This window comes from Spirosoma endbachense, from assembly GCF_010233585.1.
Classification (GTDB): Bacteria; Bacteroidota; Bacteroidia; order Cytophagales; family Spirosomataceae; genus Spirosoma; species Spirosoma endbachense.
Genome location: NZ_CP045997.1, coordinates 7,466,309 through 7,481,742, shown reverse-complemented (window position 1 = coordinate 7,481,742; position 15,434 = coordinate 7,466,309). Strand labels below are relative to the sequence as shown.

Below are 15,434 nucleotides of genomic sequence, written 5' to 3'. Positions count from 1 at the left end.
CACCGGCCCACATTGAGGTCGGTGTTTTTTGCTGGGTTCATGCGAAAATACGCCCCGTGCAATGATCGATATCAACTATTTTTTTTTAACCACGCAACCCTAACTCGACCTTTAACGTACTGGTTTGTAGAATACTGCATGGCAAAAGGCCCTGCTTTTAGGTAGTGCCTTTTGCTCAATTCCACTAGCGATAACGATTAGAATTGCATAAATCAAAGATGGGTAAATCAAAACGCCCGGTCGTTAGAACCGGGTTGTTTTTTACTCAGGCAGAAAGGTCCCAGATGAACGTTAACCCGCTAACTTCCGGCATACCTCATCCAGCGCGGTTTCATCGCCAACATTACCAGGGAAAACGACATACTTAATCCCCGGAAATTTGCTCTCCCTATTCATTTGCCAGACCGGAACCCCAGGGATCACAGCCCCAAGCACCACCGCTTTTTCTGAAGAAAGCCCTTTGGATGCCAGATCACTGGAGGTAATTCCTCCTTTGGCCACGATAAATTTCGGCCGGACCGTAAGGCTTTTCATGATATTGACCAGAAAATCGGAAACCGAAGCATTGATTCGTAAACTGCTTTCTGAATCAGTACCTACCGCTAACTGGCGACTGGTATGAATCACCACATTCTTTCCGGCCAAAAGCCACTCATCCGTTTGTCGGCTAATTGCAGCTGCCTGTACTAGTGGGTCAACTGATTGTAGTATCTCTGCTACATTCACTTCAATGGATTGATAGTTGCCATTTTTCAGAAGCCAGTTAAGCTGGCTGGTTGTTTTAGGGACATGCGATCCTACCATAACGAGCGCTCCATTGACAGAATTTGTGCCCTCTTTGGGGGGAGAAAAAATTTTACCGCTTTCCATACCAGCCCGGATAGGTACCAACGTTGCCGAACTGCGGTACAGAAACTTTTTCCCCGATTTCTCTGCCAATATCAAACCCATTACAACGACCTCCAGATCCCGGTAACTGGCAGCGTTGACAATACAAATCGACCCGTTGGCACAGGCTATCAATTTCTCACCAACTACCTGCGGCCCGCCCACCCGGATATCGTCAATTGATATGGAGCCCACATCCGCTGCCTTCACCCGCCCCTTGGTTTTTTCTTCAACCCATAGTTTCAAATCAGCGTGCTTGTATCCAAACACTACATCGCGGGCGAAAGGCGTATCCGACACGGGCACCAACTTCTGATTTTCAACCAGATAATGAACATCATCAATCGTAAATCGCCCGCCTTCAATAAATGCCGGCACGAATACGATTGTAGCTTCTGCCATGTCCAGCGTGCTGGCGACAGCATTCACTTCAGCCGGAAAATGGCCTCTCAATGTAGAATCACTTCGGCTGATAACGACAATCTCCCTTCCGCTATCGATAACAGCTGCTTTTAAGTTATAGCCAATTTCCTGCGCAAGTTCAACCGCTTCCCACTCGGGCAAGCTGCGCGAATTGGTGAGAATAAACAAAATAGACGGTTTCTTTTTCAATTCTTCTGCAATCAGTCCTGCACGCCATGACGTAAGCACGGTTACATCATGAGACGTTTGCGTTCCGGTAGGATCATCGTCGAGCACCACAATGGTTTTACCACTCGAACTAAATGCTTCACGAATGGATGCAAGCATCTCCTCTTTATAATCAGGAGGTAACTGATCCATCTTCTGACTTACAGACACATACATTTTTTCAGGCTTTTATGCGTCTGGTTCAGCGGAAAAAGACGCATTGAATTTCGGACTTTACAGTAGTTAATAGGAGGTTTTCGGTTAAACCTACTTTATAAGGATTTAAATCTATGCAACTAATTATAACAGGTGGAGCAGGCTTTCTGGGCCAACGACTGGCGAAAGCGCTCCTAAGCAGTTCTTTCATCTTTGATGAGTTACTTCTGGTCGATATAGTGATGCCTGCTAATCCTGGCAACGACACCAGGATCACTTGTCAACAAGCCGACCTTTCGGAAGGCGATGCGGCCAGAAATCTGATCACGGCTAAAACCGGGATCATTTTCCATCTTGCTGCTGTGGTAAGCAGTCATGCAGAAAAGGACTTCGATCTGGGCTGGAAAGTAAATCTCGATATTACCCGGCAGCTCCTGGAAGCATGCCGTCACCAACGTCAGGGGATTCGGTTTGTGTTTGCCAGTTCTCTTGCCGTATATGGTGGTTCGTTGCCAGCTCTCGTCAATGAAGCAACCGTGGTGACCCCACATTCGTCTTATGGTGCCCAAAAAGCCATTGGAGAATTGCTCATCAATGACTATACCCGCAAAAACTTTGTGGACGGGCGGGTATTGCGTTTACCAACCATCTGCGTTCGGCCCGGCCGACCCAATCTGGCCGCTTCCTCGTTTGTCAGCAGCATCATACGGGAACCCATTAACGGTGAAGAGGCTATTTGTCCCGTAGCGCCTGAGCTTCCAGTTTTAGTGTCGAGCCCCGATACGATCATTCAGAATATTATCAAAGGAGCATCTCTGGATGGCGCTGTCTTTGGGGAATGGCGCACGGTAAACCTGCCCGGAATTAGTGTAACCGTACAACAGATGCTCGAATCGCTTGAGCGCGTTACGGACAAAGAAACGCTGGCCAGGATCCAATTCAAGCCTGATCCGGCTATCAATGCAATCGTACTCAGTTGGCCTACGGTAATGGACAATACCCGGGCTCTGGCGCTTGGGTTCGAGGTCGACGGCCATTTTGATCAGTTTATCACTCAATTCATCGCTCAGAACAAAGTGTAGGCAAATGTCCCATCTTTCCGTTCCCATTGTTGGGCTAGCTGTTGCCGTTTTTGTTCTTATTTTTCTGGTATTACGCACCAAAGTGCATCCGCTGATTGCCATGATCATGGCTGCCTGCATAGCCGGGCTAACCGGAGGGATGTCGGTAAGTGAAACACTCGATGCGATTACCAAAGGCTTTGGGGCCACCCTCGGCACAATTGGTATCATTATCGGGCTGGGTGTCATGATGGGACGAATTCTGGAGGTTTCTGGAGCAGCCGAGCAGATCGCCTATTCATTTATCAAGTGGCTGGGCAATCGAAAAGAAGAGTGGGCTCTGGCCATGACCGGCTATTTCGTCAGCATTCCGATCTTTGCCGACTCTGCTTTTGTCATCCTGTTTCCTATCGCCAAAGCCTTATCCAAAAAAGGGAATCGCTCATTATTGACCCTGGGTGTTGCACTGGCCGGTGGCCTTGTGGTTACTCATACCATGGTACCGCCAACACCCGGCCCATTGGGTGTAGCCGGGTTGTTTAATGTAGATGTAGGCGCCATGATGTTGTTAGGGATGCTGTTGGCTATTCCCTGCACGATAACATTCATTCTATACGGGCAATGGCTTGGGAAAAAATATGTTGACTTTTCTGACGAAATACTCACTGACGAAACGTTAAAAACGATCCACGACACCTACCTTAGTGAGAAAGCAGATCGTCCATTGCCGACCTTAACGCTTTCGCTGTTGCCTATCGTTGTTCCCATTTTACTGATCATTATCAAGGCAATGATCACCCTTTTACCACCACCCGCTACGAGCGAATTATCCGTATTACAATTGCTTGTAGAGGTAATTATGTTCGTCGGGACGCCCATCATTGCACTCTGTATCAGCACCTTGCTCGCTGTATATACGTTAGTTCCTTATCTTGATCGTCATCAATCGTCGGCACGTCTGGAAGAAGGGCTTCAATCAGCGGGAATTATTTTGATGGTGACCGGCGCTGGTGGAGCTTTGGGATTTGTTGTACGGGAAACGGGCACAGGTACTCAACTCGCGGCCCTGATCGCGAAACTGCCTTTTTCGCCCATCATGATCCCATTTCTGGTAGCGACCGTAATCCGTCTGATTCAAGGCTCTGGTACGGTTGCCATGATTACGTCGGCTTCAATTACAGCGCCTATTCTTATGCAGGTACCAGGCATGAATATGTTGTTTGCCGCTCAGGCCGCTGTAATAGGGTCATTCTTCTTCAGTTACTTTAACGACAGCCTGTTCTGGGTCGTCAACCGCATGATGGGCATTACTGATGTGAATCAGCAAATTATGACCTGGTCTATTCCGACCAGCCTTACCTGGGCTGTGGGTGGCATACTGATCGCCCTCATTAACCTGGCTTTCGGCTCCGGCGGCTCATTGCTCGACCCTCTAATTCCGTTGGCAGGATTGGGCATTATTTTTCTGGTAATCCGTCGGCAATAAACTACCTACTTTTCATGGCCGGAAACTGAGTAGGCTTTTGACAATTTCTGTGGGCAGGAATCCGCTCTATTCAGCCAGATGCAAAGCCAATTTCGCTCAAACTTATTACCGTTTATCCCCAAACCTGTCCGCTGGTACTAAATGCATGGCTGCCGTGCAACATCAGGCTGGTTTCCAGCTTCTTTGTTTCGGAAGCCTGTAGGTTTCTTCTCATAAAGGTTATAGGAAACGTCAGCTTTGCTAGAGCTGACGTTTTTTGCGAATTATCTACGTCAACTAATCTTGCAGGATTTGTTCGTATTTCTTAGCAGATCAATAGTTTGGAATCTGTAAATCCCAGCGTAAGTCATACTGCATTTACGAATAATGGCGCAGGTACAATTCCTGTAGCCTATCCCGTGTGCGTTTTAAGCGCATCTTCACCGCACTCTCCGAAATGTTGTATTGATGACTAATCTCTTTAATGGATAACCCCTGCTCATGTTTCAGACGCAGTAATTTCACTTCCTCAGCCGATAACTCACTCATTACCCCTTCCAGCATCTGGAGTTGATTATCTACTGATTCGGGAGAGTCAGATTCCGACACACCATTGATAACTTCATCCGATAGTGTTTCGGTGCTGAGCCGCTTATTTAATCGGAGCTGATCCAGGCAATAATGGTGTGAAACCGAATATAACCAGGTCGAAAATGTTGACCGGTTCTGAAAGGTATCTAACTTATTAAATACTTTAATGAAAATGTCCTGTGTATAGTCCTGGGCCGATTCGGAATCTTTAGTGATAGACAGGCATTTTTGATAAACTTTGCTGACATATCGACTATAAAGCATCTCAAAGGAATCATCTGAACTGGTATCCTGGTAATGTTTCACCAGTTGCTCATCGGCTAGTTTAGCCTTTCTCATAAGAAGTGCGTAAATAACTTTTCAAGTATGGGTACGTATAGTTTACGATAACAAATATAACCTGGATTTATTAAGTAAAATGATGGTTACACATCAACGTGTGTTTATACACCTATTGTAAGTACATTATATACGTGTATTGTTTTATCTACTTATTGATAAAGTATTATTAAGTATTGGCAGAATACTGTTACATCTCCAGAACGTGCAAGAATTAGTTTTTAAAAAAATTAAGAATCAATTATTTAAATTTATTAATCGGTAGTTTTATTGGACTATATATCAACTTGATAGCCAATCTATGTCTTTTCAACGTCGACAAAGAAGCGCAGTGGACCAAAGCGTAAGCAACCATTTCTGGTCAATGCTCGTATTGAGTTAAATTCTGTACTTTAGCTATATATAATTCAATGATTTAAAGATATCCATTCAGGACTAGGTATAGTTTACACAAGATATGAAAGGAAAACCTGTTTGGATGTTGGTCTTATCCCTAGCCTTTATCACTACAAATGCTATGGGGCAAAATCTTATTCCAAATGGAAGCTTTGAAAGTTATAGAAACTGCCCCCGCCAGGACAATCTTCTTTCCGAAGCAATTCCCTGGTTTAATCCTACCAGAGCAACCCCCGATTTTTATCATGAGTGTTTTCAGACTGGACAGATGGCCTTACCACCTCATACAGGCAACGGGTTAGGGCATCTGTTTTTAGATCGGGGCTGGTCTGAATACATGTCGGTACCACTCCTGAAGCCATTAATCGCCAATGAGTGTTATTACTTTGAGATGTACGTTGCCCTGGAAACACCAAGTAAGTTTCTTGCCCAGACACTCGGAGCTTATTTTTCTGCTCAGCCTACTCAAACTGCAACAACCGATTTATTGAGTGTCAATCCGCAATTTATTGATAGTCACCTTACAACCAGCACCCCAGCCTTGAAGTGGCAGCAAGTATCAGGCACTATCAGCGCGCGAGGAGGAGAACAATATGCAACCATTGGAAGCTTCTACAAAGAACCGCCTTTACTAGGCTTTTATTACCTTTTCATTGATGATATTCTGCTTGTACCGATCAAGCTTGATTTAGGCAGAGATACAACTTTATGCGGCAAAAACAGCACTTATCGGCTCAATGCCCAAACGCCCGGTGCTACCGATTATCTTTGGAACGATGGCAGCACCCAGCCTACACTGTTAGTGAAAAAGCCGGGAACCTACTTCGTTAAAGTAACCACAGCCTGTAAAATTCTGCACGATACCATTTCGATTGACTATAACCTTGATTTTGATCTGGGGCCCGATACTACCCTTTGCAATGGCCAAACACTTACGCTGAAAGTTCCCCAGAATTCAGCTTCCAAAGATTATTGGCAGGATGGTTCTTCGCAGAATACATTTCTGGTCACGCAGGCGGGCCAGTATAGTGTTCGGGTTACGCAGGCAAGCTGCATCGTTACGGATAGCATTCGGGTTCGCTACATCGAACCGCCACAGTTAGATTTAGGGCCAGACAAAGAGCTCTGTGGTGCTCAACAGTTCACCATTAAACCCATTGCTGTCAACGGCCAATTTGCCTGGCAAGACCAATTTCTAACACCGGAAAGGACCGTAAATAACTCTGGAATCTTTTTCGCAACCGTTCAGAATGAGTGCGCGACGGTTACAGACTCTATCGAGATTTCCTACGGTGCATGCGACTGTGTTTTATACACCCCTGATTTGTTTACGCCCAATGGTGACGGATTGAACGATGTTTTTTTAGCATATGGTTGTGGTGATATTATGATCACATCGCTCTCTATTTTTAATCGGTGGGGCGAGCTAATTTTTACAACCAGCAAGGCGCCTTTTCAATGGGATGGTTATTTCCAGGGTGCCATTTGCCAGATAGGCGTCTATACATGGCGAATTCAATATCGATTGAGCCAGCATCATGTTGTGAAACCCGGTCAGAAACAAGGATCGATTAGTCTGCTTCGCTAAGGCCACTGGAAAATCAGGCTTGTAAAAATCAGTCAGATGCCCTTATTAATTGTAACCACTTTCCAGTAATCATAATTTATCGGTCAATTAAGATACTACTACTTGGCAGAAGCGGTTCGGTTAGCTATTTTGCAGTTAGCTTATCTTTCTTCCCACATTCTGTCAACACTTCATGAAACACCTTTACGGTAGCCTCTTCGCTGCAAGTCTAAGCCTGATCATTTCTGGCGGTATTCGGGCGCAAAATAATTTAATCATTGCGGCACCCTTATCAGCTACACCAGGCTCAAACAACACCTATATTGGTTCAGCGGCTGGCGCTCAGGTTTCATCGGCAAGAAACAATGTGTTCATTGGGCAAAACGCAGGTACGCTCAATGGAGGTGCTGCCAATACGCTTATCGGTGCCGTTGCTGGCTTACGCACAACGGGTAACGAGAACACTTACCTGGGGTACTATGCGGGATACTCGTTAAGCGGTAATCAAAATATAGCCATTGGTGTCAATGCTGGTTTTGGTGGTGGGCTTGGTTCAGACCTTGAGCGGTCAAAAGGTTCTTACAACATCTATATGGGCGCATCTGCGGGCTACAAAGGATATACCAACAATTCGAATTATAATGTACTGATTGGTGATTCGGCAGGTTACAACAATATTGTTCCAGGCAATGTAATGCTCGGTTCCAAGGCAGGCTACAAGAATCAGACTGGTCAGAAAAGCACCTTCCTGGGTTATCAGGCCGGCTATAATGCCCTAGCGGATTCCAACACGTTTGTTGGTTATCAGGCCGGTTATACAACTACAACCGGCACAGGAAACACATTCTTTGGCACTGCATCCGGAAAGGGCAATAGCACGGGGAACCATAATACATTTGTTGGCAATGGAGCCGGGCCGGGAAGTGCTAATGCAGACGACAACGTTTATATCGGGTATAATACAGGCAATCATGCCAACGGTTCCCGCAATACGTTTTTAGGGGCTAATGCCGACGCCATTGCCCAAAATCTGCACAATGCTACGGCCATAGGTGCGGGTGCGCAGGTAGCTGTCAGCAATGCGGTTTCACTGGGTAAAGATGCCAACGTTGGTATTGGTACCGCTGCGCCAACAACTCGTCTGGAGGTGAATAGTGGAACGGACCACGAATCAGGGGTTCGTTTAAGCCGAATAACCGCCGACAGCCCAGCTCAACTAACGACAACCGAGAAGGTCCTGACTGTTAATAAGTCAGGACAGCTTGTATTGGCTCAGGCCGGGCGATTCTCCGTGAAGACAGAGGCCGACTGGTCGGATAAAGTCTTTGCTGCCGATTATAAGTTAAAATCGTTAAATGAAGTAGCACACTATATTCACCGACACAAGCACTTGCCGGGTGTTCCATCGGCAGAAGAAGTCGTTAAACAGGGCGTCGACATCGGTAAGATGCAGGCCAAACTATTAGAGAAGGTCGAGGAGTTGACTTTGTATAGTATTCAATTGAAAAAAATCAGCCAGCAGCAGCAGGCAGAGATTCGCGAACTAAAACAGTTGGTCAGGCAATTAGCAAAAAGGAGATAAAAAGCTGAATTGACTACACTTCACACCAGTTGACAGCCCATGTAGCCAGAGTCAATTTAAATGCTTTTGCCATCAAGCCTAAATACCAGCGGGTTTTGGTATTCTAATTTCTTATGGAGAAACTACACTCAATACAAGTGGTTAATTATCAAAAACTTACACAAACACACTATATTGACGCCTGGATCTTTTGGATTTTCCAGCTTGAGTCGTAACGTAATTGTATAGCCCGGCCTTAACGGACCTGATCAAGCATCAGTAAAAACAAATTAAGCCCTTGTACCTGCGGTCAAAAAAGCAATCAACAGGTACAAAATTAGCTATCGTATAGGGCTATGATTTTCCGGATTTGCTGATTGGAAATAGATATTTTAATCGAAAACGTATAGGACTACCCGTTAATTTAGACTAATTAAATAATTATACATTTTTAGTATGTAGATACAGTTCGTCGCCGGTGTAGAAAATACTCCTCAAGTCCCAAATTGACAATCCGTCACCAATACATATAAACTATAGATAAACCATGAATTTCATGCTATATACGTACTAATTAATGGGGCTGGATTGGCTTTCCACAACATTTTTTATGTGTTTGTCAATGGAATTGGCAAACACAGGCACATTTGAGTAAAAACCACTGGCAAACATTTTGTGTATTGAAATTTTGTCCAGCCTACCTTCTCTCATCATAGAGAAATGAGTTAAGCCTCAACTATTAACCGTTTTATGCGACAGAGACTGATTATCCTGGGTGTAGCTACAAGCTTCACTATATGTCTGTTTGGGTACTTTTTCGCACCAGCACAATACCTAAGCTATTGCAATACAATAGTTTATACGACCAACCATGTCGAAACCCTGCTGAAAACAAGCGCTGTCTTAGTTTACGCCTATGCTGGATTTGACTTTTTCAAAAAAAGACTTGCTCAGTAATCGATACAATTACTGGTCAATCAGTTACTATGAATGTTGAAGCTAAGCTTGTCCATGATCAGCTTATCTTCCTCATGTTTCCCATAAGCGGGACCTTTATTACTAGTTAATAGTACTCAGTTTCCTATCATTCACTACCATCCATGAACAAGCAAACACACCAAACCGATCAGACAATTAAAATTCCAGGAATCGTTAAGCCAATTTCTATTGGACTTATAACGCATTGTAAGGGCTATGGCAATTATACATTAATTTATCGCCTTGGAGAAAAGTACCCCATTGTTTCCAGTTGGACGCTAAAGCTGTTTGAAAAGCAATTACCCAGCTTTCTAAGAGCCAATAAATCCACCTTGATCAATCATCGTCATATTATGTCAATAGAAAGACTCGATGGTCGGTCATTAGAATTCATGTTAGCCAATGATGGTCCTGTAATGGTTGCCCGGCGACGGGTGCAGGGAATTCGGGCGAAACTGGCACAGCTTCAAAACCAGCAGGAAAGCGCGGCATCGTTTGCCCGGTTGGCTTGATTTTAAGTACCAAAGCTTTTGAAGAGTAACCTTTTAATCCAAGTAACCCAACTCTATGAAACACTTCTTCTATTTACGATCAAGCCACTGGCTTGCTTTACTGGTTTGCTCTATTTCGATCGGCTCATGGGCACAGTCAGGACCTTTTAAGGGAGCCAATGCAATTGTCTTATCTACGAATCTGGCAGATAAGGATGCCTACCAAAGCATTACTGAAGTGTTGCGGTCACAGCATATTTCCTTTACAGCCGACGGTGACGTTTTGTTAATGCGTTCGGAGAGCAATTCAACACTAGCTGGCAAAGGATATGTATTTAAAGGGCAGTTGTCGGTTAATACGGGAATTGTAAAACTGACTGGCCGGATTCTGGATACTAGTTATCAAGGAAACGAATCAGTTTCAGAGAAAAGCGTTCTCATTTCTTACACCAAAGGCCACACCTCGCTACAGCGAATGGGCTTTTTGTATATGGACGATCTAGCCAGAAAACTACAATCAGCCCTACAAGGGGCAATAATGTATAAATATCAAAAAGATCCAATATAGGCGTTCAGGAACTGGTCTACCTTTTCAGCGTTCTACAGTTGTCTCAGATCATCACACTTGGTTTTAACAAAATACTGTAGATTCTCCTCACCTGGGGCGTAAAATACTAATAAACAACTGGTTTCAGGTTAAAAGAGTACCGTACCTGAATCAGCTAAAGTCCTCCTGTAAGTCTTTTCCAGAGTTATCCACATACTATAGTGCGTATGTGGATAACTCTGGAATGTGAGCCAAGGCATTTGTGGCTATCGCGAAACAGAGCTTTCCTCTTTTATCTGTCAATGAGCGAGTTACACCAATCATTATGGCACAATTATTGCCTACTCTATAGAGTTGGATATAACATCATGAAAACTTTTCTCATCCCTGTTCGGCTACTGGCTGGACAGGGATTTTTATTTCTGCGACAAGAATTCAGTTAGGGGTATCGCCCTGCCACGGTTCGAGCAGGAAATCCGCCAGGTCAGCCCCAGCCATTTTTTCATCATCAGTAGCATTGTCTTCCAGATAAGTGGATACCGTGATGTGAAAGCCCTGAGCCAAAAGTTCACCCGCGACCCGGTTCCAACGCTCAAAGGCACTCCCGTCTGGCGAGAGGTCAGGAAATAATTCTATTTTTCGGTCTCGTAGGGGCGCCAGCCGTTCCGCATTAAGATAGGACAACGCGCCAACAGCCAGCCAGATAAAGCCGGGGAAATACGGTGTACAGATTACAGCCGTTTTGGGTGCCTCGACAATCGCTACCGGCTGATGAAGGGGCGCTGTCAGCAATTGCGGTAAGCCAAACAGACAGGGCGACTTCTGCACCTGGTTCCGCTCATCCAGATAAGCCGTCAGCCAGGCCGGGTAAGGCTGGTTCTGCCGATCGCAGCGCCGGGCATAGGCCGAATGAACCCAACTCGTTCGGCTGCGTTTCTCGCCCTCTTTGATGACATATTTGACGGTATGAAACGTTTCATCAAAGAGCTTGATCTGCCCCCCGCGTATGCGGTTTAGCTCATCAATGAACCAGAACACACAGGCTCCCGGCCAACGGGATGACGTACCAATCTTGAACCGTTTTAGTAGATCATCAGCTACCTGGTCTCCAAAATGACGACGCAGAAGCCAGGCAAACTGATTTCGTTCGTACTTCGTTAATGATTGCTCCAATACCTCTTCAGGAATGGTACAGAGTTGAGTTTGAGAAGTTACCTGCGGTATGGGGCGTGTTTCGGGTTGATCGAACAGGAAGGCCGCCACTCGTTCGGCCTGGTCAAGGGTAGCGCCCTGTTGCTGAATAAGCCAGGTAACAATGTTCTGCTTCGATTCGCCCTCAAACTTCTTTTTAGCCGCCTGCTTAAACCATATTTTTGGTAACGGGCTAAGACTATTCCGGGCCTTCATCTGCTCAAAATAGGACAGCCCGGAAGCTTCTTTGTGGTAGGGATTCAAATGATAACCACAGTTGGTTTCCCGATCGCATCGTCCGTAGATATCGGGCAAGGGTTCACCAGTTAACCGATCGACATAACGGCTCAGCGTCCGACGATGCCTGGGCCCACAGGCAGGACAATCGGACTTTATTGCTTTGGGAGGAAGGTGATATCGATACGAACGGGCATCCATCAACGTAAAACTAAGCATTTGTTTTTAGTGGTCATGCTGCTATTGGTCTTGTTGGTGAAGTTGTTCCCGGAGTATGCCCCATAGATTTGGACCTTGGCAGTGTTGTATAACAGCCATAACAGCTTAATAATATCCCGATTAAAACAGGGCTGTTCGTATCGAACCGTTTTTATGCCCGAACAATAGCCGGGAGAACAACGAATGAGTTTACTGCTTCTTTAACAGATTTTCCATTTTTACTACCTCTGGAAGCTGGCGATGTCAGCGATAGTTAGCCCGGACTTTAGCCGCTTCAGCTTACCCCAGTAAACAACCTGCCTTCTATATTTGCAATCCAATGTTAGCTGAATAACCATACGTATGTTGGTCAAATGTCTTCTGATCGTAAGCCTTTTCCTGACTCTAGATCATGTAACTAGTTTCGGTCAGTCGGTGCCCAACCCTTCCGATACCAGCTACATCATGGCTCTGTTAAAAAAAGCAGAAGCGATTGAGTTGCAGCAACCCGCCGTGGCCCTCCGCGATTACCAGAAGGCTTCTGTATTTGCGAATAAGATCGGGTACACAAAGGGGTATTTTGAAAGTATTCGATTGATAGCCTACCTGCTCGACTTACTAGGACGCCATGATGAATCCTATAAACTGGCCGGGGATGCGCTAAAAAAAGCGTTACGGGATACGTCTGAGCAGTATCGTAGTACATGCTACTTTGCCCTGGCGCAGTCGGCTAAATCCCAGGGCAGGAACAAAGAAGCGATTAAGTTCTTCGAAAAGGCGGCTCCGTTCATGCTGGCCCATAAGAACCGCCGGAAAGCATCGGTTCTTTACCAAAATCTAGGGCTTATTTACGAAAGTGAGAGGCTCTATCCGCAGGCATTAGACTATTTCGGTCGCGCACTCAAGTACGATTTAATAGCAAAAAGTAGCGACCTGGACCTGGCATTGGATTATCATAGCATGGCAACCGTTTACATGAAACAAAACCAGCTGAATATGGCGTTGGTCTACTTTCGGAAATCGAAGGCGTTGCTCGATCCAACCAGGGACATGCATTTTTTGATAAGCCTGTACGGAAACATGGCGAATCTGCACAAAGAACAAGCCCACTTCGATTCATCACTTTACTACTATCAGCGGGCACTGCAGATGAATCGTAAGCTGGACAACCCCCTTCAGGAGCTGCATTTATTAGCCGGAAAAGCAGAGACCTACAACGAGATGAAGCAATTTAGTCTGGCAAGGCCGTTGCTCGACAAAGCCTATGGGTTGGCAAAGCAACACAAGGTGGGCCTATCCGAATTTCGAAATATTTACCGCGAATATGCCAATACCAGTATGGGGTTGGGTGACTATAAAGGCGCGATTCCCTGGTATGATAAGTACATGCAAACAAAGGATTCGCTCTCGTCGATTGAGGCTAAAGAGCTGTTGGAAAACTATGAACTAAAACTTCGTCAGGCAGAAGCTAAGCAGAAGCTAGCCGAGAAACAGCGCCGGATCGACCAGTTAGAGCAGGCAAGGCAACGCCAGAACTTATGGCTATTAATTGCGGCTTTGGCCGGGATCGTAGTCGTAATTGTTCTGGGATTTGCCTATCTCTACTTTCGTCAGCGTCAGCGCACAGCTGCCAATGCCCTGCTGGCGGCCGAACGCGCTCATGCCCTGGCTGTGGCGCAATCAGAGTTGCAGGGCCAGCAGAAAGAACGACTCCGGATTTCCAAAGAAATGCACGATGATCTGGGGGCATCTCTCACGGCCATTGGGTTACTGAGTGAAGTAATTAAAACCCGAATGGGCCCCAACACCACGCCCGAAATAGAGAAAATTTCGAGCATCTCATCTGATATGGTCACGTCCATGAATGAGATCATCTGGTCGTTAAACACCAAAAACGATAACCTCAATGGCTTGATCGCTTATATTCGGTCTTATGCCAGTGAGTTTTTCGACAACACGAATTTGCTGCTACAGGCACAGGTTAACGAATCACCTCAGGAGATTATCATACGGGGAGGAGATCGTCGAAATATATTTTTGACCGTTAAGGAAGCCCTTAATAACGTAGTCAAACATGCGCAGGCTACCCAGGTATCGCTCATTATTCGGCCAGAAGCGGATCAGTTAGTCATTGAGGTAATCGACAATGGGCAGGGGTTTGTTCAGAACGAGCGTACCCGATTCAGAAACGGGCTGGGGAATATGAAAAATCGAATGAGCGAATCGGGTGGTAGTTTCGCGATTAAGTCTTCGCCGGAGGGTACGTGCGTACAAATCATGTACCCATACTGACCGGAGAAGGCCGACAAAATACTACAAATGCAGTATTTCATCGACGCGGGAAAAGGGCCATTATTGCCGGATGAAAATACCCATTACTGTGGCTATCGTAGATGGTAATGAGCCGATACGACAGTCATTAGCTATTTTGGTCGATGGGGCGGAAGGCTTTAGGGTTCAGGCTACATTCGAGGATGCGGAGTCGGCACTCGCCTATTTACCGCCCCATTGTGTCGACGTTGTCCTGATGGATATTGACCTGCCGGGCATGAATGGTATCGACTGCGTTCAGAAGCTGAAAGACCTGTGCCCGAACATCCGGGTTATGATGTGCACCATGTATGACGAAGACGAAACTGTTTTTGACGCGCTTAAAGCAGGGGCTAACTCATATATTCTCAAACGGAGTCCTCTTCACAAACTTCTCGACGCCATCATCGAACTGGACGAAGGCGGGGCACCCATGAGCAGTACTATTGCCCGAAAAACCGCCGATTCGTTTTCCGGCAACACGATCACGCCCAACACACCGGACGTACTGACGCCCCGTGAGCGTGAAATCCTGGATCGCCTATCGAAGGGTTACAGCCATAAAGAAGTAGCGAATGCCCTTTTCATTAGCTCACCAATGGTGCGGAAACACATTTTCACGATCTACCAGAAGCTTCAGTTACAATCTCAGGCAGATACCGTTAACAGGCACCTAAGGCAAAGATAAAGAGCGAGTGCACGTCAATATCCCGCAGTAAACGTGATAATTCGGCTTCGTTCTATCAGCGGTTCGCTCTAAAAAATCATACAAATGCAGTATTGTTAGCCCTGGAGCTGGCCGATAGTTTTGCCCTGGTGATTGACGCT

General features: G+C 45.8%; 11 protein-coding genes. 8 read left to right on the top strand and 3 right to left on the bottom strand.

The genetic code is table 11. The features are described from left to right. Window positions 1–291: 291 nt before the first annotated feature. Window positions 292–1,695, bottom strand: coding sequence for a four-carbon acid sugar kinase family protein (locus GJR95_RS30425; RefSeq protein ID WP_162389442.1), 1,404 nt, complete (start codon window positions 1,693–1,695; stop codon window positions 292–294). A 113-nt stretch (window positions 1,696–1,808) separates the two neighbouring features. Here GJR95_RS30425 and denD point away from each other — a divergent pair, with 113 nt between their 5' ends. Then, a complete protein-coding gene (gene denD / locus GJR95_RS30420) occupies window positions 1,809–2,756 on the top strand; it encodes a D-erythronate dehydrogenase (protein ID WP_162389441.1) in 948 nt (315 codons plus the stop codon). A gap of 4 nt (window positions 2,757–2,760) precedes the next feature. After that, the gene (locus GJR95_RS30415; RefSeq protein ID WP_162389440.1) at window positions 2,761–4,221 is read left to right on the top strand and encodes a GntP family permease; all 1,461 of its coding nucleotides are present in this window, start codon (window positions 2,761–2,763) and stop codon (window positions 4,219–4,221) included. Window positions 4,222–4,578: 357 nt separating this feature from the next. Here GJR95_RS30415 and GJR95_RS30410 read toward each other — a convergent pair whose 3' ends face one another. After that, complete coding sequence (locus GJR95_RS30410; protein ID WP_162389439.1) at window positions 4,579–5,130, bottom strand: RNA polymerase sigma factor; 552 nt, start codon at window positions 5,128–5,130, stop codon at window positions 4,579–4,581. Window positions 5,131–5,647: 517 nt separating this feature from the next. Between GJR95_RS30410 and GJR95_RS30405 the strand changes: the two genes are divergently transcribed. The 4 genes from GJR95_RS30405 (at window position 5,648) to GJR95_RS30390 (ending at window position 10,691) form a co-directional block, all read left to right on the top strand. Continuing rightward, window positions 5,648–7,114, top strand: coding sequence for a T9SS type B sorting domain-containing protein (locus tag GJR95_RS30405; RefSeq protein ID WP_232540909.1), 1,467 nt, complete (start codon window positions 5,648–5,650; stop codon window positions 7,112–7,114). A 172-nt stretch (window positions 7,115–7,286) separates the two neighbouring features. Beyond that, window positions 7,287–8,675, top strand: coding sequence for a hypothetical protein (locus GJR95_RS30400; RefSeq protein WP_232540908.1), 1,389 nt, complete (start codon window positions 7,287–7,289; stop codon window positions 8,673–8,675). A gap of 1,079 nt (window positions 8,676–9,754) precedes the next feature. Next, window positions 9,755–10,144, top strand: coding sequence for a LytTR family DNA-binding domain-containing protein (locus GJR95_RS30395; protein ID WP_162389437.1), 390 nt, complete (start codon window positions 9,755–9,757; stop codon window positions 10,142–10,144). Window positions 10,145–10,199: 55 nt separating this feature from the next. After that, window positions 10,200–10,691 carry a hypothetical protein gene (locus GJR95_RS30390; protein ID WP_162389436.1) on the top strand — a complete coding sequence of 164 codons (492 nt, stop codon included), beginning with the start codon at window positions 10,200–10,202 and terminating at the stop codon, window positions 10,689–10,691. Window positions 10,692–11,105: 414 nt separating this feature from the next. On the opposite strand, the gene GJR95_RS30385 is transcribed toward GJR95_RS30390, so the two are convergent. Beyond that, a complete protein-coding gene (locus tag GJR95_RS30385; RefSeq protein WP_232540907.1) occupies window positions 11,106–12,317 on the bottom strand; it encodes a DUF6371 domain-containing protein in 1,212 nt (403 codons plus the stop codon). Window positions 12,318–12,761: 444 nt separating this feature from the next. Between GJR95_RS30385 and GJR95_RS30380 the strand changes: the two genes are divergently transcribed. Further along, window positions 12,762–14,588: a tetratricopeptide repeat-containing sensor histidine kinase gene (locus GJR95_RS30380; protein WP_232540906.1), complete on the top strand. Its 1,827-nt coding sequence runs from the start codon at window positions 12,762–12,764 to the stop codon at window positions 14,586–14,588. A 70-nt stretch (window positions 14,589–14,658) separates the two neighbouring features. Continuing rightward, entirely contained in the window at window positions 14,659–15,294 is a 636-nt protein-coding gene (locus GJR95_RS30375) for a response regulator transcription factor (RefSeq protein WP_162389434.1), read from the top strand. The last annotated feature ends 140 nt before the right edge of the window (window positions 15,295–15,434 follow it).